This window comes from Lysinibacillus sp. Ag94, assembly GCF_023242215.1.
In the GTDB taxonomy this organism is placed as follows: domain Bacteria; phylum Bacillota; class Bacilli; order Bacillales_A; family Planococcaceae; genus Lysinibacillus.
Map to the genome: position 1 here is coordinate 3,090,448 of NZ_CP096780.1, position 25,806 is coordinate 3,116,253.

Consider the following 25,806-nt stretch of genomic DNA (forward strand, 5'->3'; position numbering starts at 1 on the left):
GACGTCAAGGCGCAATTAATCTAATGTCTAATTCCTAAAATAGAGTCAGCTATATTTACAGCATGGTCTCCAATACGTTCTAAATTACTAATAATATCCGTATAGACGATTCCCGCCGCTCCATTGCATTCGTACGTATTTAAGCGCGCAATATGCTTTTGCTTTAGTTTATCTTCCATATCATCTATCAAGCTTTCGAGCTCCGTTACTTCCTGCGCCAAGCTCAAACTGGCTGTATCCAGAGCCGCTATGCTCTTTCGTACAGCTTCAATCGCCAAGCTAAACATGCCTATTAAATCTTGTCGTGCTGATTTACTTAAATTTACCTCATGATGATCTTTATATTGTAAAAGCTCTAAAATATTTTCAAAATGATCGCCAATCCGTTCAATGTCTCGTACATTTGTTAGCAGTGTATGGTGTCTTACTGAGTCTGCTCGAGAAAGTGGTTGCTTAGACACCATCACTAAATAATTCGTGATTTCCTTATCTAAATGATTAAGCGCTACTTCTAATTGTAAAACTGTAGGAATATGGGCAGCTTCACCCGTTTTCATATATAAAAATGTTTCTTCTAAACCATGCAGTGCATGCTCTCCCATACGTAACACTTCCTCCTTCGCTTGCCCGAGTGCAATCGCCGGAGAGGAATCAATGAATGATGGATCTAAATGCTTCGTTGTCACATCAATATTTCCATCATGCCCAGGAACTAGCTTCGTGACAAGTGCAGCCAACCCTCCGATAAATGGCAGCTGAATCATCATATTAATGATGTTAAATGAGCCATGCGCAAGCGCTATTTGCATTTTCGCATCTAAATGGAACAGACCACTAATCCACTGAACGAAATGTATAAACGGTGTAAAGAACACCATAAAAATGATCGTTCCTATAATATTAAATAGTACATGTGCCGCCGCTGCACGCTTAGCATATATAGAAGCACCCAGTGAAGCTAATACTGCTGTAATGGTCGTGCCAATATTTTCACCGAATAAAATTGGTAAAGCACTATCTAAGCCAATCAAATGCTCCGCATATAAGCCCTGTAACACACCAACAGTTGCTGTTGAGCTTTGGACAAGCAATGTAAAAACTGCCCCTAGAAAAATCCCTACAATAGGCAGATTCTTGAGATGAAGGGTTAATGATGCTAGGTCCGCTAATTGATGGAGTGACTGCATGCTTGCACTCATTAACTCTAATCCTAAAAATAATCCCCCAAAGCCAAACAATATTTGCCCGATATACTGATACGTCGCTTTCTTAAAGAAAAATAACAACCCTGCACCTAGCGCCAATAACGGATAAAAATATATGCCGATATTAATACCAATAATAAATGCGGTTATGGTCGTGCCAATATTTGCCCCCATAATGACGCCGATTGCTTGACGTAATGTTAAAAAACCTGCACTCACTAGCCCAACAGTAATCACCGTAGTTGCAGAGCTCGACTGGATACAAATCGTCACAATTATGCCCACTAACACACCCATTAAAGGATTTGTTGTAAAACGATTCAACCATTCACGCAATCGATCATCTGCTGATTTTTGAAGCCCATCCCCCATGAATTTAATGGAAAATAAAAAGACTCCTAAACCGCCTAAAAATTGAAACAGTATGCTTTGCCAATCTATTGTCAATTGTATTCGCTCCAATTCCTACATCTCTACTTCCCTATTCCTAATCTTTAAATGATAGTTTAGAAAAAGTAAAGAAAACCTTTAACTTCTTTACACAATATTAACATTTCATCATCGTATTCTCAGTTATTATTACTTATTTCATATCTTGTCAAAGTTGAACATGGTAGAATAGCGATTGGAGGAGATATGCTTATGAAACACTCACAACTATTTATCGATAGCTTAATTCATCCAAAAAAACTTGCTGCCTATCGTTTATTACCTATCGGAAAAGTCATTCAATATACTTTTCTGCTAATTACTGTCGTTACAGTTTTCTCTTTTGGTCGTTTTACGGCCGGAATGTCTGTTGATACATTTGATATGAATAGTTTAAATGGTATTACTGAATACATAGAAGGTGTTAAATGGGTATTGTATCCCGTGACATTCATTATGCTTTTTGTTTTTACAACGATGCTTATTTTTGCACAAATTGCTCTCTATGCCTTAGCAGGTCTACTGATTTTAAAAGTCATGAAGCGTCGCGGTGAATACCGTCATATTTGGCGTACTACGACATTTGCCATGACTTGGGCAATTCTAATAAGCATGCTAGCAGATTATTTACCGATTAACAGTACAATTATCTCTGTTTTTTCTTTATTTTTAACTGTAACTCTACTAATCGTAGCCATCACAAAATATCCACAACAACCAAACATAAAATAATGTGCATGAATCCCCTCTCTTCTAAATATAGTGTAGAAAAGGAGGGGATTTTTTGCGTGCTTTTGTGTTAACAGCTATCATTATTATTTTTGCTTTTGTTGTGAAAGTAGATTTAACAGAAGGTTCATTACACCTTGCTGCCATTTATCCGAAAGATACTGACAAAGCCCTTTGTGAAAAGCAGCGAGAGCCAAATTATATTACTATACAGACTATTCAAGGCGATTCGATTCATAGTTTATTTGCACTTCATCCCGCCAAAGTACCAATGACCTTCCCTGAACGCTTGCAACTATTTTATGAATTAAATCCACATTTACAATTACAGGCTCTTGTTCCTGGTGAAAATATTAAGCTTCCTCTGTCATTTGAATTAGAAAACAAATGCGGAAAATGAAAAGTTAACGTTTCTTCCTTGTCCTTATTTTCTTACACTGCTAAAATAAATGTCAGTGACGGTCGAAAGTATGGCCCGAAAAGGAGAGAAAGTTAATGAGTGAAATTTGTCACCGTACAAATACACGTCCCGTGCGTGTCGGTAATTTAACAATAGGTGGTAGTAATGAATTATTCATTCAAAGTATGTGTACAACAAAAACACATGATGTTGAAGCAACAGTCGCAGAAATTCTTCGTCTTGAAGAAGCAGGCTGTCAAATCGTTCGCGTCGCAGTACCAGATGAACGTGCAGCTGATGCGATAGCAGATATTAAAAAACGTATTAATATTCCATTAGTAGCTGATATTCACTTTGACTATAAATTAGCATTAAAAGCAATTGAAAATGGTATCGATAAAGTTCGTATTAACCCAGGTAATATTGGGCGTAAGGAAAAAGTAGAAGCTGTTGTTAATGCAGCTAAGGCTAAAGGTATTCCTATCCGTATCGGGGTAAACGCTGGTTCATTAGAGCGTCATATTTTAGAAAAATATGGTTATCCCACTGCAGACGGTATGGTAGAATCTGCCCTTCACCATATTAAAATTTTGGAAGACTTGGACTTCCACGATATTATCGTATCAATGAAGGCATCAGACGTAAATCTAGCGATTGAGGCCTATGAGAAAGCGGCTAAAGCCTTTAATTATCCTCTGCATTTAGGAATTACTGAATCAGGTACATTATTTGCGGGTACTGTAAAATCAGCGGCTGGCCTTGGCGCAATCCTATCAAAAGGTATTGGTAATACGTTACGTATTTCACTATCTGCAGACCCTGTCGAAGAAGTGAAAGTAGCACGTGAGCTATTAAAATCATTCGGTCTTGCTTCTAATATGGCAACACTTATTTCTTGCCCAACTTGTGGTCGTATCGAAATTGATTTAATTTCAATTGCCAATGAAGTAGAAGAATATATTTCTACACTTAATGTACCATTAAAAGTAGCTGTTCTTGGTTGTGCGGTAAACGGTCCTGGTGAAGCACGTGAAGCCGATATCGGTATTGCTGGTGCTCGTGGTGAAGGTTTACTATTTATGAAGGGCAAAACTGTTCGTAAAGTGCCTGAAGAAACAATGGTAGAAGAGTTGAAAAAAGAAATCGATAAATTAGCAGCTGAAATGGCAGAAAAACGTGCTGCTGAAGAAGCAGCAAAAGCGAACGCCTAAGGAGGTGCTAGTATGAAAAAGCCTCGCTTTGGTATTGATATCGATGGAACAGTAACATGTCCTAGTACTCTCATTCCACATATTAATAAACAATACAATATAAATATTACACTCGACGATGTGTGCGAATATGATTTTTTATCAGCATTTCCTCATCCTGTTGATCGTGTAGCATTTAATACATGGTTTAAAGAAAATGAACCATTTATGTATGAAGTTTCTGAGGCAGCTAAAGATGCGAAAGATATTTTAAATACGTGGAAAGAAAACTACGAACTTTATTACATCTCTGCTCGTGGTGAGAATGTATCAGATGTTACGGTAAATTGGTTTAAATCACAATCTATTCCGTATGATCATATCGAACTCATCGGTAGTCATGATAAAATTTCTGTAGCAAAAAAACATGGTGTAGATGCATTTTTTGAAGATAAGCATGATAATGCGGTTATGCTTGCAGAGGAATTAAAAATACCGGTTGTATTATTTGACACTCCGTATAATCGTCTTGCTGTTCCGGACAATGTTGTACGTGTTTATAACTGGCAAGAAGCCAACCATTTTATCACAAATTATTTTAAATAAACAAAATGGAGTCGTGTTCATGTATTGAACACGACTCTTCTTCTTTATACATCAAGTATCCCTCGTAACCAACGCTCCACAAAATTTTCAAAGGTAATGCCATAATTTTCATAAACAGCATGGTAAACAAAATAAGTTCCTAATCGCTCAAGTAATTCATCATTAATCTTCATCGCAAACTGCTCCCTTCCCTTAGTTTTTTCACTGAATTTTCAGATACTTAAACTTCCAATTCCTCGAATATTCTAGCGGAGTTCGCATAGTTGCAAAACCGTCACAATCTGCCGCCTCCATGCCCTTTTTTCATAGTTTTCTTTTCGTTAATATAGTAGTATCAACTTACAAAACTGGAGGGACTACTTGTGAGATGGATGACAAAGGTAGCTTGTATAACATGTCTTTGCGCGTTGCTCACTGGCTGTGATAATCGATTATCAGAAATTAAAGACGCGGTTTCAGGCATAAATTCAGCAGCAGAAAATGCAGCCAGTGCAGTTAGTCGTGATGTACATGCTGTACGAGCAATTGCCATTAACTATAAAGATACATCTTTTACGGTTAATGACCTATTTAAAACTATTTTACGTGACGTACGCTGGGATTATGACGCTGAAAAAAGTGAGCTTCATGTGAGAGGCACTTGGAAAGCACCACTATTTTCTGAGCAACCGTGGGATGATACGAAGAAAAAACAACTAGCAGAAACAGGTGTAGTAAAGGTAACATGCACTATAAACAACAATAAAATTGATAGCGCTCTCACAAATGTAACACTTATTTTTAATGACGAAACGATTCTAGAAATGACTGGCGAGGACGCTCTTCATCACCTATATGATACATATTTACAAAAATAAGCTCCGTAGCCTTTAAACAAGGCTGTTCTTTCAAAGATTGTTTAAAAAAAAGGCAGATTTAATCTACAAAACGTCTAGATTAAATTCTGTCTTTTTGTTCTAATATATTGCGAATCGAAAATTGTTTGTTTAATTGTTGGTGTTATTGACTAGTTACAGCTTGTTCTAGGGCTGTTTCTGTGATGCTAGGTGAGGATATGTATTTTTTCTAAATAATACTTCACGATAGCTAAATATTCTCTAAAGTAGTACTTAATACGAAATTCTGATGGTGTTGCAGCTGGTAAGCCGGTAACGTTAAGTCCTAAATCTTCAGCAATGGATTCGGCTCGATATAGATGGAATCGGTTAGTTACAACTACAACTGTGGAATCTTTGTCTATGTAATCCATTGAATACTGAAAATTTTCAAGAGTACGAGTAGAATTGGATTCAGTGATGATTCGTTGTTCATCAATACCTAATTGCATTAATGATTCTTTAATGACAGAAGCTTCAGACACAATTTCGTCCTGCCCCTGACCACCTGAAGCGATTGCCATTGTATTTTCGTTTTCTTTTAAGTATGCAGCTGCGGTCGTAATGCGCTCGTACAGCAGACTAGACGGTTGATCCCCCGATAATCGTGTACCTAAAATAATGAGGTAATCTGCATTTTCTATCGCAGTATTTTTGCCTTGAGACACGATAAGTAAGTGTAGGCAAAGAAAAAAAACAAGTACTACCGCGAGCAATATAGTGATGAGCTTGAATACTTTCTTCATAATAACCTCCATATTCACTGTAACGATTGACATTATGTAAATTATCGGTAGCAAATTTTAATATATGAGCTTGTTTTTTATTTTTTTCTAAAAGATCGTTGAATATAAAACGACTGTTAACGCTCATCATAAAAAATTGTATTGTTGATGTCCAAAATATAAATAGAACACCTGCACCTAAAATAATCTCGCCCGGTGGCATTTAGAGGCGAAGGAAATAAAATTATCTATAGATACAATGACAAAAGAAGAATAAGAAGCTGCAAAAGAATCGAATCATTTAAAAGACACATGAGCAAAAAATAACAATGTAAGCGATAGATACTATTGCATACATTTCTTTTCATACTCTACGATTAAATTCATACAACACATTATCCTCTCCTTTTAATCTTAATAATCCAATCTATAGTAAGACGAACGGAATGATGTGATGTTCCAATTTTTCTTCACCTAACCGGCATCCGACGAACACAAAGGAGTCGCCTTAGCCTCACTCCAACCACTTTTAATTTCTAGCGAAAGCGAAACTTCGGTAACGAGGGAACAGCCAACAGTAGATGTACAAACGTCGAATCGATGTTCTTCAGCAATAAGCCCCTCCACCGAAAAAAATCTTACAATTTTGAAATATCGGACTCTCCTAATTGAAACTTTTAAAGCCAACAAGTTATAATCAAAGTATCACGTGATGGTTTGGAGGTGTTTGCATTGGGACAGAGAGATTAAAAATTGGCGAGCTTGCAGAAAAAACAGGCATTACAAAAAGAACAATCGACTATTATACAAACATCGGCTTATTAGAAGCCGAACGTTCTGCATCCAATTATCGCTACTATGCTCCTGCAATGATCGAAAGACTTCATTATATCGAGCAACGCAAACGGCAAGGTCTTTCACTTATTGATATCCAACATGAACTAAACATCGCTCCACATGAAGAAATTGATGTACAAATGCTACGTGTAAAAATGCAAGACCTAGAGCAGGATGTAACTTCTTTACTTGAACAAATAAACAAACAAGACAACAAAAATATTGAAAAAATTAAAAAAAATGTTTCACCCGAAAGTATTGCACTCATGCAATCTTTACTTTTACTTATTCATAATTAGGAGGTGACGTTCTGTTCATACAGAACGACTATTTGGAGACCATACTCAACTTATCGATTTTTACAATTTTATTAGCATTAACTGGCTTTTTCGTAGCAACGGAGTTTGCTATTGTAAAAGTACGTTCATCAAGGCTTGACCAATTAATTGCGGAGGGCAATAAAAAAGCCGTATCTGCAAAGTATGTTGTCAATCATTTAGACGAGTACTTATCTGCCTGTCAGCTTGGTATTACTGTAACAGCGCTTGGTATCGGGATGGTCGGAGAAAAAACATTTGAATTTATGCTACACCCTCTATTTAACATGATAGGCATTTCAGATAAGTATATGACGATTTTTACAATTGGTAGTGCTTTTGCCATCGCTACATTTTTACATGTTGTCGTCGGGGAGTTGGCACCAAAAACTGCTGCGATTCAAAAGGCTGAAACGATTACACTCCATTTTGCCAAACCTATTATGTTGTTCTATAAAGTGATGTATCCATTTATTTGGTTCTTGAACGGCTCAGCTCGAGTATTAATCGGCCTAATTGGTATGAAGCCTGCTTCAGAGCATGAGATATCACATTCAGAGGAAGAATTACGATTACTGCTATCTGAAAGCTTTGAAAGTGGTGAAATCAATAAAACAGAGCTAAAGTTTGTGAATAATGTCTTTGAATTTGATGAACGTATTGCTCGTGAAATTATGGTTCCTCGAACAGAGATTGTTGGCATTGAAAAAAATGAATCTTTTACAAATATGATTCATTTTATCGCCGCTGAAAAATATACTCGCTATCCTGTTTATGATGGTGATCGTGATAATATTTTAGGCTTTATCAACGTTAAGGAATTGTTTACACACAGTTTGCTTGAGCAACTTACAGATGATTCATTAATTCTTGAAGATTTCATTAATCCTGTTATACGAGTCATTGAAACGATTCCTATTCAAGCATTACTTGTACGTATGCAAAAAGAGCGCATTCATATGGCTATTTTAATGGATGAATACGGCGGGACATCAGGGCTTGTAACAGTCGAGGATATTTTAGAAGAAATAGTAGGTGAGATTCGCGATGAGTTTGATGATGATGAAATTGCAGAAATCCGAAAAGTAAGTGATAATCACTATATTTTAAACGCAAAAATGCTCATTGAAGATGTTGAAAAACTATTAAATGTAACACTTGAAGCAGATGAAGTCGAAACATTGGGCGGTTGGTTTTTAACAGTCAATAATGGCATTAAAGCAACTAAAAATATTGAGTTGGCCCCATATATATTTAGTATTTATGAGCAGCAAGGCCATCGTATTCATTACATCGAAGTTCGTCCCCTTCGCAATATTGTGCCTACTGTATTAGAGGCCTATTCTGACTGATATGGTTTTCTTAATAGTTTATAACAATTTTATCTCCATAGGATCATTCAAATGGGACCATTCTAGTTTTTCCAAATACTTTTTTCTTATTCCATTATTAGGCATATCCATATATAATAAATATATGGATATGATTCTATTTTCAGGGGGCAATACATATGAAATTGTTTAAACTATATCATTCGGACGGTATTCATATCATTACTGACGTCAAAAAACACAAAACTAACATTGAATTAAAAACAATTACAGGTGAAGTATTATATATTATCGTAGTAACCGATGAAAACTACACAGTATACGATGATCGTTTTGCTGGTGCTTCCAAGCAATTAAATTCAGTGGAGGCATTTGATATTGACGGAAACTTTCGTAGCCTAGATTTTGATAATATGCGTTTACTCTTCAAAGAGGCATTTACGAAGCTATTACAAGAGATTGCAGAATGTGTCAATGAAAATGAAAAGCTAGTAGATATTGATACATTACGTCATAAAGTAAGCGCTCAAATTAAAGGTATCCATTTCCGCGTTATTTCTGACACGAAAAAATACGAGATTTAAATATTTAACAGACTGTCCAATAAATTGCGGATAGTCTGTTTTTACGATTCAAATAGTCAGCATTTTCCCCATTATTTAACTATAGTCACCCTCGTAACAAAAAACATCTCCTACCACTTTCATGTATAATGGTATTTAATGATCTGAAAGAAAGGGTGTTTGGATGAATCGTGAACAATTAATCACACTTATTTCGGAAAAACTGAAATTAATCCGTACCGAAAAAGATTTAACACAGGATCAGATGAGTGATTTACTAGGACTTTCTAAAAAAACACTTGTTCAAATTGAAAAAGGTCGTATTTATACTGGCTGGACTACAACGGTGGCAGTTTGTGCATTATGCAGAGAAAGCTCCATTTTACAGCATGAGCTTGGCGGGGACCCACTTGAGGTTGTCGACTTAATCGCTAATAACGGAACATTATATCCTAAGGAAAAGACGATGGGTGGATACATATGGTGGAAAAATCTTAGCGAGTACAAAGGTTATCGTCTACAACAAAATGTCATTAGTCAGCATTTTCGAATTTTAGATACAAACAACTATCGACTACTATCAACATTCGACGAGTCAATAGCTAGGCAATCATGGGAAAATTTCCGAGAATAATTATTGTACTGTATTCGCACATAACGTAGAAGCATTACATCCAAATACCTCTACGTTATGCGCAGAAGTACTAGGATCCTGCCAATACTGCCAGTGATGGCGCCCGTTTTCTTCAATATTCATCTCCTGTTTTGTTGTACTACTTTCTTGCATTCTCACTCTCTCCTCTCCTAGTTCTACTATAATATAATAGCAAATTCTCTCCCTTCGTTATTCCAGACCTAGACGAATGAATACAGAAATGAAATCACTTCGTCATATGATAAAGTATAACTAGAAACCGATAGTATGGCGTAATAACATGACAACTAAACTTCTGGTTAAAAGTTTCATTAGTCGAAATTTCTAACACTATTCTCTATACTAAATACTAAATAATAACTTCTCTAATACTGGAAAGGATGCTCTTTTATGGATCGAATACTAGCAATTAGTGATATACATGGGGAATTAGAACTTTTTGAAGAATTATTATTAAAAGCTAATTATGATACTGTGCAAGATCAGTTATTTTTACTTGGTGATTATATTGATCGTGGGCCTGCATCTTGTGGTGTTTTAAACCTAGTCGGAGAATTGCAAGCACAAGGTGCACGTGTGCTATTAGGAAATCATGAAGCCATTATGCTAAAAGCCTGTCGCTCTGGCGAACCTAAGCCGTGGAATCATTGGGTGGAACTTTGCGGTGGTGAAGCAACTCTTGCAAGCTATGGTTATCAGTTAGAAGATTTTAAGGAAGTCATTGAAAATGAGACATTACCTAGCTTTATTCAATCTTTACCAAAGCTCGAAGAACATTTACAGCTTATCGAAACCTTTGATACTTATATCGAATTAGAGGATGCCATTTTTGTACATGGCGGTGTAGTTCCTGGCCTAGCTTTGGCAGAAACAGATCCCTGGCAATTTTTATGGATTCGTGAAGAGTTTCATGTAGGTTATCAAGGCGAAAAAACTGTAATCTTTGGCCATACACCTACCTATAGACTTCACCATAATCCAACAGATTACAGTGTCTATTTTGGCGAAAATAATATCATCGGTATAGATGGTGGAGCTGTTTTTGGAGGGCAATTACACGCATTAGAATGGCCAAGTCATCAAATCATATCGGTGGAAAAGGAAAAGCCAACAAGTGTAGAATAACCTGTTGGCTTTTCGTGCTAAAATAAAGACAAAAGTTTTAATACAATTTAAAAATAACACCTACTAAAGAGTACACAATCACTGTTGTAAATAAAATTGTCATATGGATAAGTGAGAAAACAAACATTTTTGTCGCCCACTTTATTTGATCTTTATTACTATGATAGCCGTAAATACTCATCACAAGCCATGCAATGCTTAGCAATAGAGCAACAAGCATAATACCAACACTTAAAGTGCCAAATAAAAAACTTGATAATATCAATAAGATTAAATAAAAGTTCGATTGATAATAAGTACGACGCATTCCTTTCACAACCGGAAGCATTGGAACACCGGCTGCTTCGTAATCAGCATGCTTACGAATGGCAATGGCATAGAAATGAGGCATCTGCCAAATAACCATAACTAAAAATAGGCCAAGTATCGCAGGATGTGTAATATCAGAAGAAACAGCTGCCCAACCAATTAAAGCTGGGACTGCCCCGCCTATACTCCCTATTTCCGTATTATAAATCGTGCGACGTTTTGTCCACATTGTATAAGGTACTACATATAAAAATACCCCTAAGAGACCAAATCCTGCAGCTAATGGTGAAGCAAGTGCCAACACAGCTGCCCCGAGAATAAGCATAGCAAAAGCTAAAGTTAACGCTGTTTTAGCTGACATTTCACCAGTTACAGTTGGTCGACTTTGCGTACGAGGCATTATCGCATCAATGTCTCGGTCATACACATTATTAAATGTTCCAGCAGCACCAATAACGAGCGCTGAGCCAATCGTTGCGAAAATAATTTCAGGTATATTTTCTACAAAAGTCATTTTATTTTTGTACATACCTAGCGTTAAACCAGCCCACATAGGAATTAAATTGGATTTAATGATCCCTGTTTTTACTGTCTGCGCTAAAATAGACGAGCGCGAGGACTTCTTGGAAGATTGTAGTTTATGCTCCGTTTTTAGATTTTGTTCCATTCATCTTAATTCCTTTTCTCTCTTAATTTCTACACGCTTTACCATTAGAAAGCGACAAATTTTGCATGCGATTAATTATGGGTCGGCATAATTGCGTCCGGAATCTGCTTTTGTGCTTACACTAAAAACGCCTTACCGATTCCTTGACATCTTCAGCGGATTTTGGCACTTACACCTGCATTTATCACCATCTATAGGATGCTACAAAAAACAATTGTAACTGCCGATTTCGCTGAAATAAGTTAGACATATCAAATTATTATTCTACCTCTTTTAGATAGAGTCTGTCTCAATGTTCACATAAAGTACATGATTTTCTTACTCTTTATATTTTACTTAAAGAACATAGTGGTACACGTTCATTCACAACATCTTCTATGATACCACCGACTGACATGAATTTGAACCTAATTGGCTTGATTCTTTGCATATTACTATTCAAGTAAAACAATCTACTCTATACTAAGGTGTATGCTTTTAACTATATAAAGGAGTGTCTATCACGTGAAATACGGATTTATCGGCCTTGGAAATATGACAACGGCCATTATTAAAGGAATGTGTAAAAGCGGAGATTTTAATCCTACTTTTATTTATGGCTATAATCGTACCAAAGCAAAAACAACAAAATTAACAACCTCTTACGGTATTCAAGCCGCAAGCTCTATTGAAGATATTATGTCGAATAGTGACGTCATTATCCTCGGTGTCAAACCCCAAATGTTACCAGATGTTTTGCCAGAGGTGAAAAAGCATTTACAAGACAACCATGTCATTGTTTCCATTGCTGCAGGTAAAAATATTTCATATTTTCAGGGTTATCTATCTGAAGTTACCCCCATTATTCGTGTAATGCCAAACATTAATGCACTTATCGGTGCCTCTACAAGCTGCTTTACAGCAAGTGAACAAGTATCAGATATACAGCTACAGTCTGTCATTTCATTGTTTGAAACAGTTGGTACAATTATCGAGGTGCCTGAACACCTATTTTCCATATTTACAACGATCGGTGGTGCATCACCAGCATTCACCTATATGTATATTGACGCGTTAGCACGTGCCGCTGTTCGTGAAGGAATGCCCAAAAGCATGGCTCTTGATATTGCAGCAAATGCAGTACTCGGCAGTGCCAAAATGATAATACAATCTCAGGAACATCCCTGGGCACTTGTAGATCAGGTATGCTCACCGGGAGGAACAACTATTCAAGGTGTATCTTCATTACAAAGCAATCATTTTGAAACAACGATTCACGATGCAGTCGCTGCAGTGACTAATAAAGATCGAAGCTTATCAAAATAAAGCTTGATTGATCTACTAAAAAATAAAACGAAACCGAGACATCATTCGTGTCTCGGCTTTTCATTTTATTGAATATTATCTTGTAATTCCTGTGCTAAAAATGCAGTTAGGTCCTGTAGATTTTCTGGTGTAACACCGTGACCGTCTGGATACTGCTTAAATGTCACAGTAGCTCCAAATTGCTCAAATAGTTCTTTACTTTCAGCGCCCCATTGCGACGGGATGACATAATCATAATCCCCATGAGAAATAAATGCATGTAAGTGATTGATTGGGCGAATTGCATATTCCTCTGTCACGAATTTTGGCGTGTAGCCACTTAAAGCTACTATTCCTGTAATTAAATTACCCATTGCAAAAGCAAGTGACTGTACCAAAACTGCTCCTTGACTGAATCCAAGCATGTACACTTTATGTGGATCGATTTGATATTCATCAATTGCCTCTAACACAAATCGTTGTAGCGCCACTAATACTTTATCGAAAATTTCACGGTCTGGTTTACCGATGTCTTGGATTGTGAAAAAAGCATAGCCAGGCTTTTGCGTAATAGGTCCTCGTAAACTAAAGATATGACATTGCTCTTTAAAGTCCTGCACTAATTGTGGTAAGTCATCTTCATTGCTTCCCATTCCATGCAATAAAAAAATGGCTGGATATTTTCTATTTGGATCCATATTCGTTGGTTGTGTATGTTTAAATGTAAATGGTGTATTCATGCAAAAATTCCTTTCAGGTGAACTTAGTGTCACCTTATTATACTGCAAAAAATAGTTAGACAAAAACAGGATTGCTTCGTTATCATAAATAGTTTTTGGGACGTACGAGCAGACACTTGGAACACAATGTTTTTATGTACGAAATCGTAATAATAGAACGTGTTCTTCTATCGGTTTGCTCAATGTACTGCGATCGACTTATATACAAGACAACTAATATTTCAACTTTTGTAATGAGTCATATTATAGTAATTTTGTTTTATTTATAATCCCGTCAGTGTGATAAGCAATATAGCCATTAATTATACGAATCGTTTCTTGTGGATCTGCGTTAAATAGCACTTTTGATTGCTCTGGAGTTGAGACAAGTACCGTTAATAAATCTACGCGCATTGAATGTCCAGCAGAGCTATAAGCATAATCATAAACAATATCTTCCTCTGTCACATTGTCTGTCGTATACTGCTTATGAAACAATTCTTTAGCGGCATCCATTTGTTCTGCAACTTGCTGACGAATTCGCATTTGATGCATCAATAGTTCTTCTTCAAGTACAGTGGTCTTTAACCATTCTTTCTTTTCGAGCATCTTCAAAAATTCCTTTTCCCAAATTTGCTCATTTTCAGTAAAATACAGCATATTCATCATTAACATATCCCAAAAATCAATTTGAGACTGTGCTGATTTACGCTGCATCTCTATTACTTCTTTAAAGTGCTCCTCAACCTTCGTAATATTCATATTGCGCACTAAATGATTACATACATTTTCAATAAATTTATTTGCCACTTCTTGTGCCATGAAAAAACCCGTCCTTTATGTCTACAAATCATTTCCTCACTATCATACCATGATTGTAGAATAGAAAGAAACGGGTAGCGTATAGGTCTGCCATGTAGGCTCTCATACTTTTTTCAACGAACTAAAAAACATCCTCGCCATAAGATGAAGCAAGGATGTTGTATGAACATTTTATACTTTAGATGTAGCAATTGAATTTAAAATAAACTTTGCATTTTTGTGAAGCGTTTGATAGTTCTCCTGAAATATATGTGGAGGTACAGGTTTGCTGAATAAGAAGCCCTGTACAGTATCACATTTACCGTCTAATAGATAAGTCAGCTGTTCAATCTCTTCTATTCCTTCTGCAACTACCTTTAACTGTAGATGCTTTGCCATAGAGAGAATCATGTCAACTAATGCTTTATCTGTAGAGTTCGAATGTATTTTCTGAACGAAAGATCGATCAATTTTTAAACAATCTATAGGAAAATCCTTTAAATAAGATAATGATGAATAGCCTGTCCCAAAATCGTCTACTGCAATCGTAACCCCAAGCGCCCTCAATTTTTGTAAAATCGTCGTCATATGATCTATATTGATGGTCATACTCTCTGTTATCTCTAGCTGCAAATATTTCGGCTCTAATTGTGTTTTCTCAAGAACATGATGAATTATCTCAACTAAATTTTGTTGAAAAAGTTGACCTAATGACAGATTGACCGCTACTTTAATCGGTGGCAATCCCGCTGCCTCCCATTCCTTTACTTGTTGACAGGCTGTTTCTAGTACCCATTGTCCGATAGGAATAATTAATCCCGATTCCTCAGCAATTGGTATAAAGACTCCCGGCGAAATCCACCCCTTCTTTGGATGCTGCCATCTGACTAAAGCCTCTACTGACTTAATTTGGCCCGTATGTAAATCTAGTTGTGGTTGATAGTCTAAAAAAAGCTCTTGATTCGCTAATGCATCATGTAAATCATTTTCTAATAAAAGTTGCTCCGTCGTCTCTTTAGATATTGAGGACTCATAAAAGCGTAGACGAGTTGGAGATTTCTGCGCTTCATGCATAGCATAGAGTGCAAATCTAACAAGTTCCTCTTCCCTATAAGAATCTGTTGGAAATAAAGCAACACCAATATTTAATTGACTATTGAGAGAAAAATGTTGTATTTGGAATGATTCTTCCATGACATATTGAAGCTGCTGACTAAGCTGTGTCAATTGATGGGTATTATTCACCTCATCAATATAAACGACAAAATAATCTTCTCTCAGCAAGCACAGTAAATATTTCTCTGGTAAAACATTTTTCAATCTTTGCGCGATTAGACATATCATTTGGTCTGCATATGTACTACCTAAAGACGCTTTAATCGCAGGAATTCTTTCTATACCAATCGCAAGAATTGCCTTTTGGGATTTAGATATGTATAAATCCTTCTTTAATGATTCCATTAAAAAACGTTCATTTGGTAAATTCGTAATCTCATTATGGTAAGCCATATGATGCATCTTTTCGCGAGATTTTTCTAAATGCTCTTGTGTATCAACTAACTGCTGAAAAGGTTTTTCGATAGATGAAAAATAAATAGCTCTAAATAAAAGATAAGAAGCACCTAACTCAAAAATATGTCCAATGAAGTTTTTAATATCATAAACATCTTGATAAATTGTATAAAGAAAATCGCTCATAATTAAATAAATGGAACTACATAATAAAAAAAATATAATTTTAGGTGCTTTCTTAAAATTTTTAAGTAATAGAACCATAATCACCAACTGAAGCGCAACAGCTGTATATTGTAAAATATTTTTTAAATCAGTTGGACCTTCACCTTCCATTATAAGTGGGGGCAAAATTGGCGTTGGACCATAGAGAACGCCAAAACAACAAATGATTATGGCAAATGGCAAGCTATAAATAAACCAACGATAACTTGATTTTATTTCCTTTTCCTTTATAAAAAAAATAATGAGAAAACCAATCGATAATAGTAATCGACAAAACATGTAAAACCATGTTGATGCATACGGCGTACTTTCTGTAATAAAAAATGGCATTCCTTTATAGGAAAGTGCATGCGCCATTTCTAATAAGCTAATCATTAAAAATAATGCCCCAATATAGAGCACTCTGTTCGATAAAATATACGGCGTAATTAACCATGTCTGAATGGAAATAGACATTGTCACTACAGTTATGAGCATTTCCATCATTAAATGAATCGTTACATAATTGTTCTCTCCAAATATCCCATAAAATTTATCGCTACCCAAACCCATTACGATTATTAAAATCATTGATAATAGGATGAATTGATTACCCTGCTTCACAAATGAAAAATCCTCATTAAATTTCCACATCATAACTCCCTTCTTAAGCTCTAAATAATTTCCTCCATCTACTGCTTTATAGATGGATTTAGGATAATTATACTATAAAACTATTATGAAGTATTGACTTTTTAACCAAAAAGAAGAATAAAAATTCAGGACTAAAAATAAAATTAAGGGAAACTTTAATCAATAGGGGGGGTTCTTCATCCTATACTATTTATTAAATCTGGGCTTATCGTTACAAAAAAAAGATGCCTCAGCTTTTGAGGGCACTGAAAAAGTCTATATCTTCTCACATCGCGAGGTATTTAACGAGTAAATCGTTGAATACCTCGCTTTTTTCATTTGGCACTGTGACTCTACTGTTGTTTTCCGAAGCATTCCGCTCGCTTTCCGCGGGCGAGCGCCGAGCCTCCTCCTACGCTTCGCTTCGTGCGGGGTCTCGTCTGTCTCGCTTTCCCGCAGGAGTCGAGCGATGCTTCTCCAAACAACGCAATGTATCACACTATTATTTTAGTCACGCTTTCCTTTATAATAAAAGAATTAATGTGCAGGTGGTGCCCCCCGATGATTTCAAATCAAGAAACCCTTCATTTTAGTCCATATATGGCGATCTACGATATTGTTGTGCCAAAAGATAATATACTTCGCCAAATCAATGAACTTGTTGATTTTTCATTCATTTTAGAAGAGTTAAAAACAAAATATTGTTTAGACAATGGACGAAATGCCATTCCTCCAATTCATATGTTTAAGTACATCTTCTTTCTTCGGGTATAAGACACATATCGCGTTGAGTGATGAACGAATATTACAGCAGCTGTCATTACAACAGGTGAAAAAAGCGATGGAAAATATCTTCAAGAGTTAATTGAAAAAAGCACAAAAGCAGGTATGAAAATTAATACGGTTATTGGAGACGCAGCTTACTCTGAAAAGGCAATATCGAATATACAAAAGAAGAGAAAATCGCGCTTGTGGCAAAGTTGAATCCTATTCTTACACAAGAACCACGAAAAGAAGAAGACAAGTTTGAGTTTAATAAAGACGCTGGAATGTTTGTTTGTAAGACCAGTCATCTCGCGACAAGAAAAGCACGCACGGGTAAAAAAGGAACGAGTATGAGTCAAAGTCAGACATATTATTTTGACATTGAAAAATGCAAAGTATGTCCAATGAGAGATGGCTGTTATAAAGAAGGCGCAAAAAGTAAAACATATTCTGTCACAATTAAGTCGGATACACATGCCGAACAAGAGGCATTTCAAAATACGGAAGCATTTAAGCAATTAGCCGCAAATCGCTACAAAGTAGTAGCGAAGAGTGAGTTAAAAAACGGACACGGGTACGATACGGCATCGACTGCGGGTCTATTTGGCATGGAAATTCAAGGTGCTACAACGATATTCGCTGTCAATTTAAAACGGATATTAAAGCTATTAAACGAAAATAAATAAGGAATAAGACAGAAATAAGGCACTTCCTGTTCAATTTTGAACAAGAAGTGCCTTATTTTTATCTGAGAAAGGTTCGTTTTTATGAAAACGTAAGTTTTTCAGTGCCCTCCAGCTTTTGAGACATCTTCTATCTACTAGGAAAATACATAGCTATCCATATTATCGATTGTATTTTGGATAGCATCTTTTAAGGAACGCTGATGTTCGCCACAATCAGCTATGGCCTCTTCTAATGTAATTGCAGCATTTGCCATAAACGGTGCCATCTGCAAATCTTTCGCTAATTGAATAAGAACAAGTGCTTTATTCCATTTCCAACGCGCATTTTTCGAATCTAAGTTAATAGCTTGCTCTAAGTAACCAAGTGCATCGAATGGCATCCATCCAAAGCGGTGCATCGTTTGACCCGTGATGCCCCAATATAACGCCTTGTTAGGGTTTTCTTTTACAGCTTGTCTAAAACAATGGACACTCTCATTATAATGATGTGCAAACAAAAACAGTTCACCTTGTGTAAAATATGATTGTGCCTTTTCAATTGGGGTACCTGTTGTTGCTACATCCTCAAGTTCTTTAATACGCTTTGTAAACTCTGTTTCATCTTTGATCGCACGAATTTCGACTACGCTATCCGATTCAGGATAACTTTCATCCGCTCGTTCAGCATGTTGAGTTTCAACATCCAATGCAGGCTTTGGATAGCAAGCAAAATCATACTCTTCTAATAATTTAATATATTTATCAGCTAACGCTTTCTCATTTTCATCTGTAATTTGCTTAGCCGCCTCATAACACTTCATTAGTTCACCATTATAAAAATAATCATCCATTGTCATTTAATATTCCTCCAATGTACAACTCTTCAGTATATTTAGTATACACTACAAAAAGCAATTATGCCTCGACATAATTGCCCCCAAAATTGGCTGGAGGCTTTTACTTCTTCCAACAATAGAGGTGGAAAACTTCAGTAACTGCCGCTTCTTCTTTGCCAATACACTTCCTATAAAGAATAAAAAAGAGACTGATCAAAAATAACTTTTGATACAGTCTCAGCTTTACTTATTTTTTCAATACTTCTTTATTTAAAAATGTACGTAAATCTTCATCTGGTAAGGCACCTTCAAAGCGTTGAACCTCTTTACCACCTTCAAAACGAATAAAAGTTGGTGTCGCATTAATATGATATTTATCCCATAAATCTTGATATTCCCAAACATTTAATTGAGCAATATCAACACCAAGCTCTTTGGCAATCGGCATTAACTTAGGTGTAAAAGCTTTACAGTGCACACATGTTGGACTGAAGAAATAAGCATTTACATCTTCACCCGCTTTTATCTTTTTTTCAAGCTCATCTGGCAACATAATATTTTGGTAATTTTTATCATCTAATTGATCAATTGTTTCTTGTTTCAGTTTTTTGTCACCGTAAGGATTATTTCCACTTGCTACCTTACTTTTGTTCGATACATTTGTTAGCACAATAATTACTGCAAATAACAAAACAATTACTGAGCCAATAATTAGTAGTTTTTTCACGAAAATGTATTCCTCCCTTTCCACACTAAAAAACCCTAGTTTTAGTGTATTCGCAATTGATTATAAAGTGTTTTTAAAACCTAGTAAACTAATAAGTCTTTGAAAATAAGTTTTTCCATAATTCAAACATAATTTGGCCCAAATTTGGAAACATACATATATAATGCTCAATACGAATATGGAGTGGTTAATATGAAACACACTATCCGAAATATTTTTCAAATTTATAAAAGTGATATCCATAATATTTTAACAAATTGGGTAGTTGCTGTCATTATTGGTGGGCTCATTTTTTTACCTTCTCTTTATGCTTGGCTCAATATTTATGCATCTATGGATCCCTATGCTCATACATCCAACATGAAGATTGCTATTGTCAATGAAGACACAGGAGCGAATGTTAGAGGAGAAGATATTAATGTCGGTAACGAGGTAGTAAACAATTTAAGTAGCAATCAAAACTTTACTTGGGAATTTACCTCTCATGAACAGGCACTTAATTATTTAAAAAACGGGAACTATTTTGCGGTTATAGTTATCCCTAGTGATTTTTCTCAAAAACTTACCTCCATACTATCAAAAGTGCCTACTAAAGCGCATATCGATTATTATGTAAATGAAAAAATAAATCCAATTGCACCTAAAATCACAAGTAAAGGTGCTAGTGGCCTGACGCAACAAGTATCTAGCGAGTTTATCTCAACCGTTAATGGAACACTTTTTTCTATTTTTAATACGGTCGGTGTTGAGATGGAAAAGGAAATTCCAGATTTTAAAAAATTCGAAAATTACATTTTTACGATTGAACATCATCTTCCAGATATCGGAACGTTTTTAGCGAAAACTGCTAATGGCGGAAAAGAAGCTGAGACATTACTGAATCATACGATTACGCAAGTTCCTGAGGTTGAAAAACTAGCAAATGATGGTCTAACAACGATCAACTCAGGTTTAAAATTGATTAATGAAGCAGATACATTATTCAACCAGCTGTCCCCTATCGTAAAGAAAGATCTAGAATCTGTGCAAAATATTGCTCAACGATTTACAGATATTATAGGGAAGCTACAAAATGCTAATATAGATACAGCTGCCATTGCACAAATAAAGGATACGATAAAAAACCAACTAGATGCATCTCGTGAGAAAGTAAATACTAGCATCCAAACACTTGAAGCACTTCAAAAATTAACACAAGCTGATGCTTCGACTCGAAAGCAGCTTGAAAACAAGGTGCAAAACATCCTGACGGCGCTACAGCAAAGCAATTCTGAAGATGTTAAGACTTTGCTAACTAACAATAAAATTATTGAACAACTTGAAGCTATACGTGGAGATTTACAGGCAAATCCTAGTTTTACTGATTATTCTTTAAGCTCTTTAACAGCATTAAATCAGCTAAATACTTTATTAGCGGACGCCTCAACTAAAATACAGCAATTAAATAATATTGATGTCGAAACGATAAAAAAAGATCTTGCTGATGTTCAAAGTGTTGCTCAAAATGCTTCGAACAATCTTCATCAATTCCTTACTAATTATAACGATCATCTAGAGCCACAAATTCATACGACACTGACTTCTGCGAAAAATACTTTAACGAATGCTTCAACCATGTTAACAAAAGTAAAAAGTATACTACCTCAAGCAACAGATCGTTTAACAAATGCTAAAAATATGTTAGCCACAGCTAATAAGACCATTGGTACAGTACAATCAGATTTTCCTGCATTAAGTACAAAAATTAAAGCTCTTGCAGACAAGCTGAGAAAATTAGAAAGCGAAGCTGACATTTCTGAAATCGTTCAATTATTGAAAAACGACGTTAACGCTGAGCGAGATTTTTTTGAGGAGCCCATTAAACTTGAGGAACATAGAATGTTTCCAATTGCTAATTATGGAACAGCTATGACACCGTTTTACACTGTGCTTTCCGTTTGGGTTGGTTGTTTATTATTAATTTCTCTATTATCTGTAGATATTCACGACAATACTCAATATAGTATTCGCCAAATATACTTTGGACGTTTATTAACATTTGCAACTTTTTCATTTATTCAAACGCTCATTATAACAATTGGCGATATTGTTATTTTAGATGGTTCAATTAGTGCTCCTTACTTCTTTATTCCATTTGGGCTATTTATTAGCTTAGTGTTCATTACAGTTGTCTATACGCTAGTATCCGTATTCGGAAATGTTGGAAAAGCGTTAGCCATTGTCATGTTAGTATTGCAAATTGCAGGTTCCGGTGGCACATATCCTGTCGAATTACTTCCGAAGTTTTTCCAAATGATAAATCCATTTCTGCCGTTCACTTATGCAATTGGGATGATGCGAGAGGCAGTTGGTGGTATTATTTGGTCAAAGGTTTGGATTGATCTTGCCTTTTTATCTTTCTTCTGGCTCATTTTCATACTATTTGGTTTCTTCATGAAAAAATTACTGAGTGAGAAAATGGAACTTTTAATGAACAAAACACGCGGATTAGATATTTTTCATTAATTTTCACTAGTGCTTCTTGTAAATCCTAAAACGAACAATGTTATAATGGAAGTATTGTAAACATGTAGGAGGCGCTTTTGTTGAAAAAACTACTATCTATTTTTACTTTGTCGTTATTAGTGTTGAGTGCTTGTGGTGAAGATAAACAGGTTGTTGAAAAAAATGCAGCGCAAAAAGAAGTTTCACATGAAGAACATAGACATGCTTCCGGAGATATTCAGGAGGAAACTGCATCTTCTGATATTTTACCATCGTTTTTAAACAATAAATCAGAAGATATTCGCTTAGTGTATCAAGTTGCTGGTCAGTCTACTGACATTTTAGAATGGATGCCATGCTATTGTGGATGTGGTGAATCAGCTGGACATAAAAGCAATTTAAACTGCTTTATTGAGGAAAAACGTAAGGATGGCACCATTGTTTGGGATGATCACGGTACCCGTTGTCTCGTTTGCCTAGAGATTGCTGTACAGTCTGCAAAAATGCATAAAGATGGTATGAGCCTGAAAGAAATTCGTCAAACAATTGATGACACATATAAAGAAGGCTATGCAAAACCAACACCGACTGATATGCCTGCTTAATAACAAAAAAACTCATCATTTGATGAGTTTTTTGTTATTTAACGAGCTGTAGCACCGTTTTAAAATGTGGATGATCTGCACGTTGTAATAACTCGTATAAAATCATTTCCACGCTTGTTGGTAAAATTCCAAGTGCCTTCATTTTCTCAAGCCCTATCTCTTTATTGGCCTTAGTACGAGAGGACACTGCATCCGCAACAACTTCAACCTCAAACCCTTGTTCTTTTAGCTGTATGGCCGTCTGATAGACACAAATATGTGTTTCGATACCTGTCACAATAAATTGAGAACGACCACTTGCCTTCATTGCATCGACAAACTCTTGTTCCTGGCATGCACTAAAAGCCATTTTAGCTATAGGTTGTTGACCTTGAATATGCTGAGCAATATTTAACGCTGTCCCACCTAAACGGCTAGGATTTTGCTCGAGCCATAAAATAGGTACCTCTAATACTTGCATAGCTTGTACCAGCTTGGCCACATTTTCAATTACCGCTTCACTTTCGTCAACAATTGTCGCTAACTTCCCTTGTACATCGACGACAACTAAACACGCTTCTTCTATTGTAAACATTTAAAACACCCCTTATAGCAGTATTCACAATTCATTATACCTAAAGTTACTTGGTTTATGTTCACGGTTAGCGATATTTCGTCCATTTAACTTAATTAGTGTGTTCCTCTCTGCCTGTAAATGTATCCATCTTTACCCTATAAGAACTTAGGCTCGGAAAGCGTCCTTCTGGGGTGGAATGTGCAAGCGAGTGCTTATTTAACAGAAGAAATTTCATTTACACAAACACGAACATTTTATTATCACACCGTTTTAGCAATATGGAAATCACGAAATATTAACTCATATATGTACGACTACATTTCAGTTTGTTCGTATTTAAAGCTAAAACGCTATTGTGAATTTTAACTCAATTGTGTACATTTTGTTGCGAGCCTGTCATTATTCTGCTCGAATAGCGAGAATTTTATTTTTTCTCTTGAAAATTGAGTTATAATCCAGTAAAGTGCTTTTAACGGTCAGTAATCCGCCTATTCTATTATCTTTACATTAAAAAAGTTAGCTAGATGACTATGAACGGATTGTAAAAGCCCGATAGATTCATTAACCAATTAGTAAGGACTAAACTGATTAAGGTTTGACCTTATAAAACAAACAAGGAGTGTACCACTTTGACACAACGAGCATACAATTTTAACGCAGGCCCTTCTGCCCTACCACTAGAGGTATTAGAAAAAGCCCAACAACAATTAGTAAACTTCCGTGACTCAGGCATGTCAATTATGGAAATGAGCCACCGTAGTGCCATTTTCGACGAAGTACATAATGAAGCAATTGCTTTATTGAAAAAGCTTTATGCTATCCCAGAGAACTATGAAGTCCTTTTCCTACAAGGTGGAGCTAGTCTTCAATTTACTATGATACCTATGAACTTCCTACAAGCAGATCAAAAAGCAAGCTACGTATTATCAGGATCATGGTCTGAAAAAGCTTTCAAAGAGGCTAAATTATTTGGTACACCTGTTGAAGCTGCTAGTACAAAAGAAAATAAATACCGCAATATCCCAACTTTAGCAAACCTCGAATTCAATGAAGATGATGCCTATTTACATATCACTTCTAACAATACGATTTACGGTACACAATGGAAGGAATTCCCTGAAACAGGTAATGTACCATTAATTGCGGATATGTCTAGTGATATTCTTTCTAAACCAGTAGATGTAAGTAAATTTGGTCTTATTTATGCAGGGGCTCAAAAAAATCTTGGTCCATCTGGTGTAACAGTAGTCATTATTCGCAAAGATTTACTAGAGAAAGCGAATAAAAATATTCCTACAATGCTTAAATATTCAACGCATGCTGACAGCAACTCTTTATACAATACACCACCAACTTTTGGTATCTATATGTTAGGTGAAGTATTAAAATGGGTAGAATCAAAAGGCGGCGTTGCTGAAATTGCCAAGCATAATGAATTAAAAGCAAAAGTAATTTATGATGCTATTGACAATAGCAATGGGTTCTATACAGGTCATGCAACACCTGAAAGCCGTTCTTTAATGAACATCACTTTCCGTGTTGCTGATGAAGAGCTTGAAAAACAATTCCTTGCTGAAGCAAAAGCAGCTGGATTTGTTGGACTTAATGGACACCGTTCTGTAGGCGGCTGCCGTGCTTCTACTTACAATGCTGTACCATTAGAGGCTTGTGAAGCATTACGTGACTTTATGGTAGAATTCCAACAAAAACATCAAAAATAATCAATTTCGCCTAGGACGTGGCGTTCGTTCCTCTATCTCAGTAAGTGTTTGGATCCTAGTAAAAAGGGACCGCACATTCGCCATTCATCTTCAAAGATTGGACCCCTTTTACTGAATAAAGATAAAAAATCGACGAATGATTTACTTAACGTAATCATTCGTCTTTTTATTATTATTTAAGGAAATACATCTTTTTAAATGCCTAACGGACATATTACCAATCTCCTTTCACTCAAATATCATAGATTATTAAAGTGATGCGCAATACTAGTCGGAAAAGTTCTTGTACAAAAAAATTCAATAAAAGAGGTAGTTCCAACTGAATCCTCAT

At 35.9% G+C, this 25,806-nt stretch carries 25 protein-coding genes and 1 pseudogene; 15 read left to right on the forward strand and 11 right to left on the reverse strand.

Translation table 11 applies throughout. From position 1 onward, the window contains the following. Window positions 1-20: 20 nt before the first annotated feature. Complete coding sequence (locus MY533_RS14325; protein WP_132356760.1) at window positions 21-1,652, reverse strand: Na/Pi cotransporter family protein; 1,632 nt, start codon at window positions 1,650-1,652, stop codon at window positions 21-23. 195 nt (window positions 1,653-1,847) lie between these two features. Here MY533_RS14325 and MY533_RS14330 point away from each other — a divergent pair, with 195 nt between their 5' ends. From MY533_RS14330 to MY533_RS14345, 4 genes are all read left to right on the forward strand, one after another. Next, entirely contained in the window at window positions 1,848-2,366 is a 519-nt protein-coding gene (locus tag MY533_RS14330; RefSeq protein ID WP_248716506.1) for a DUF1189 family protein, read from the forward strand. Between the two features lie 52 nt (window positions 2,367-2,418). After that, window positions 2,419-2,763, forward strand: a complete 345-nt coding sequence (locus MY533_RS14335; RefSeq protein WP_248716507.1) for a hypothetical protein — start codon at window positions 2,419-2,421, stop codon at window positions 2,761-2,763. A 95-nt stretch (window positions 2,764-2,858) separates the two neighbouring features. Then, complete coding sequence (gene ispG / locus MY533_RS14340) at window positions 2,859-3,974, forward strand: flavodoxin-dependent (E)-4-hydroxy-3-methylbut-2-enyl-diphosphate synthase (RefSeq protein WP_132356763.1); 1,116 nt, start codon at window positions 2,859-2,861, stop codon at window positions 3,972-3,974. 12 nt (window positions 3,975-3,986) lie between these two features. Next, window positions 3,987-4,559: a 5' nucleotidase, NT5C type gene (locus tag MY533_RS14345; protein ID WP_248716508.1), complete on the forward strand. Its 573-nt coding sequence runs from the start codon at window positions 3,987-3,989 to the stop codon at window positions 4,557-4,559. Window positions 4,560-4,603: 44 nt separating this feature from the next. On the opposite strand, the gene MY533_RS22180 is transcribed toward MY533_RS14345, so the two are convergent. Then, on the reverse strand, window positions 4,604-4,732 hold the full coding sequence (locus MY533_RS22180) for a hypothetical protein (protein WP_256469430.1): 129 nt from the start codon (window positions 4,730-4,732) through the stop codon (window positions 4,604-4,606). A gap of 198 nt (window positions 4,733-4,930) precedes the next feature. Between MY533_RS22180 and MY533_RS14350 the strand changes: the two genes are divergently transcribed. Further along, complete coding sequence (locus tag MY533_RS14350; protein WP_248719217.1) at window positions 4,931-5,416, forward strand: hypothetical protein; 486 nt, start codon at window positions 4,931-4,933, stop codon at window positions 5,414-5,416. 185 nt (window positions 5,417-5,601) lie between these two features. Here the strand turns inward: MY533_RS14350 and MY533_RS14355 are convergent, their stop codons facing one another. Then, window positions 5,602-6,180, reverse strand: a complete 579-nt coding sequence (locus MY533_RS14355) for a YdcF family protein (protein WP_248716509.1) — start codon at window positions 6,178-6,180, stop codon at window positions 5,602-5,604. 731 nt (window positions 6,181-6,911) lie between these two features. Here MY533_RS14355 and MY533_RS14360 point away from each other — a divergent pair. The 4 genes from MY533_RS14360 (at window position 6,912) to MY533_RS14375 (ending at window position 9,841) form a co-directional block, all read left to right on the forward strand. Beyond that, window positions 6,912-7,295 (forward strand): MerR family transcriptional regulator, encoded by a 384-nt coding sequence (locus MY533_RS14360; RefSeq protein WP_256469533.1) that lies wholly within the window; start codon window positions 6,912-6,914, stop codon window positions 7,293-7,295. 32 nt (window positions 7,296-7,327) lie between these two features. Continuing rightward, a complete protein-coding gene (locus tag MY533_RS14365) occupies window positions 7,328-8,665 on the forward strand; it encodes a hemolysin family protein (RefSeq protein WP_248716510.1) in 1,338 nt (445 codons plus the stop codon). Between the two features lie 158 nt (window positions 8,666-8,823). Then, window positions 8,824-9,228: a hypothetical protein gene (locus tag MY533_RS14370; protein ID WP_248716511.1), complete on the forward strand. Its 405-nt coding sequence runs from the start codon at window positions 8,824-8,826 to the stop codon at window positions 9,226-9,228. A gap of 163 nt (window positions 9,229-9,391) precedes the next feature. Continuing rightward, window positions 9,392-9,841 (forward strand): helix-turn-helix transcriptional regulator, encoded by a 450-nt coding sequence (locus MY533_RS14375; protein ID WP_248716512.1) that lies wholly within the window; start codon window positions 9,392-9,394, stop codon window positions 9,839-9,841. Here the strand turns inward: MY533_RS14375 and MY533_RS14380 are convergent, their stop codons facing one another. Beyond that, window positions 9,842-9,994 carry a hypothetical protein gene (locus MY533_RS14380; protein WP_248716513.1) on the reverse strand — a complete coding sequence of 51 codons (153 nt, stop codon included), beginning with the start codon at window positions 9,992-9,994 and terminating at the stop codon, window positions 9,842-9,844. It lies immediately after the preceding gene. A 258-nt stretch (window positions 9,995-10,252) separates the two neighbouring features. On the opposite strand from MY533_RS14380, the gene MY533_RS14385 reads away from it, so the two are divergent. Further along, window positions 10,253-10,987, forward strand: a complete 735-nt coding sequence (locus MY533_RS14385) for a metallophosphoesterase (protein WP_132356771.1) — start codon at window positions 10,253-10,255, stop codon at window positions 10,985-10,987. Between the two features lie 37 nt (window positions 10,988-11,024). On the opposite strand, the gene cyoE is transcribed toward MY533_RS14385, so the two are convergent. After that, a complete protein-coding gene (gene cyoE / locus MY533_RS14390; RefSeq protein WP_248716514.1) occupies window positions 11,025-11,963 on the reverse strand; it encodes a heme o synthase in 939 nt (312 codons plus the stop codon). A gap of 504 nt (window positions 11,964-12,467) precedes the next feature. Here cyoE and proC point away from each other — a divergent pair. Beyond that, window positions 12,468-13,268, forward strand: a complete 801-nt coding sequence (gene proC / locus MY533_RS14395; RefSeq protein ID WP_248716515.1) for a pyrroline-5-carboxylate reductase — start codon at window positions 12,468-12,470, stop codon at window positions 13,266-13,268. Window positions 13,269-13,333: 65 nt separating this feature from the next. On the opposite strand, the gene MY533_RS14400 is transcribed toward proC, so the two are convergent. The 3 genes from MY533_RS14400 to MY533_RS14410 form a co-directional block, all read right to left on the reverse strand. Further along, a complete protein-coding gene (locus tag MY533_RS14400; RefSeq protein ID WP_248716516.1) occupies window positions 13,334-13,987 on the reverse strand; it encodes an alpha/beta hydrolase in 654 nt (217 codons plus the stop codon). 243 nt (window positions 13,988-14,230) lie between these two features. Beyond that, window positions 14,231-14,788, reverse strand: a complete 558-nt coding sequence (locus tag MY533_RS14405) for a hypothetical protein (RefSeq protein ID WP_248716517.1) — start codon at window positions 14,786-14,788, stop codon at window positions 14,231-14,233. A 171-nt stretch (window positions 14,789-14,959) separates the two neighbouring features. Beyond that, a complete protein-coding gene (locus MY533_RS14410; RefSeq protein WP_248716518.1) occupies window positions 14,960-17,140 on the reverse strand; it encodes a bifunctional diguanylate cyclase/phosphodiesterase in 2,181 nt (726 codons plus the stop codon). Between the two features lie 537 nt (window positions 17,141-17,677). Here MY533_RS14410 and MY533_RS14415 point away from each other — a divergent pair. Beyond that, window positions 17,678-18,567: pseudogene (locus MY533_RS14415) on the forward strand (transposase). A gap of 134 nt (window positions 18,568-18,701) precedes the next feature. On the opposite strand, the gene MY533_RS14420 reads toward MY533_RS14415, so the two are convergent. Continuing rightward, entirely contained in the window at window positions 18,702-19,403 is a 702-nt protein-coding gene (locus MY533_RS14420; RefSeq protein ID WP_248716519.1) for an O-linked GlcNAc transferase, read from the reverse strand. A 226-nt stretch (window positions 19,404-19,629) separates the two neighbouring features. Further along, entirely contained in the window at window positions 19,630-20,109 is a 480-nt protein-coding gene (locus MY533_RS14425) for a thioredoxin family protein (RefSeq protein WP_248716520.1), read from the reverse strand. Window positions 20,110-20,301: 192 nt separating this feature from the next. Between MY533_RS14425 and MY533_RS14430 the strand changes: the two genes are divergently transcribed. Together MY533_RS14430 and MY533_RS14435 are read left to right on the forward strand one after the other, a co-directional pair. Continuing rightward, on the forward strand, window positions 20,302-22,614 hold the full coding sequence (locus MY533_RS14430) for a YhgE/Pip domain-containing protein (protein ID WP_248716521.1): 2,313 nt from the start codon (window positions 20,302-20,304) through the stop codon (window positions 22,612-22,614). 80 nt (window positions 22,615-22,694) lie between these two features. Beyond that, window positions 22,695-23,198: a PCYCGC domain-containing protein gene (locus MY533_RS14435; protein ID WP_248716522.1), complete on the forward strand. Its 504-nt coding sequence runs from the start codon at window positions 22,695-22,697 to the stop codon at window positions 23,196-23,198. Window positions 23,199-23,232: 34 nt separating this feature from the next. Here MY533_RS14435 and MY533_RS14440 read toward each other — a convergent pair whose 3' ends face one another. Then, the gene (locus tag MY533_RS14440) at window positions 23,233-23,772 is read right to left on the reverse strand and encodes a hydrolase (RefSeq protein WP_248716523.1); all 540 of its coding nucleotides are present in this window, start codon (window positions 23,770-23,772) and stop codon (window positions 23,233-23,235) included. 611 nt (window positions 23,773-24,383) lie between these two features. Here MY533_RS14440 and serC point away from each other — a divergent pair. Next, window positions 24,384-25,475 carry a 3-phosphoserine/phosphohydroxythreonine transaminase gene (gene serC / locus MY533_RS14445; RefSeq protein WP_132356782.1) on the forward strand — a complete coding sequence of 364 codons (1,092 nt, stop codon included), beginning with the start codon at window positions 24,384-24,386 and terminating at the stop codon, window positions 25,473-25,475. Window positions 25,476-25,806 lie beyond the last annotated feature (331 nt).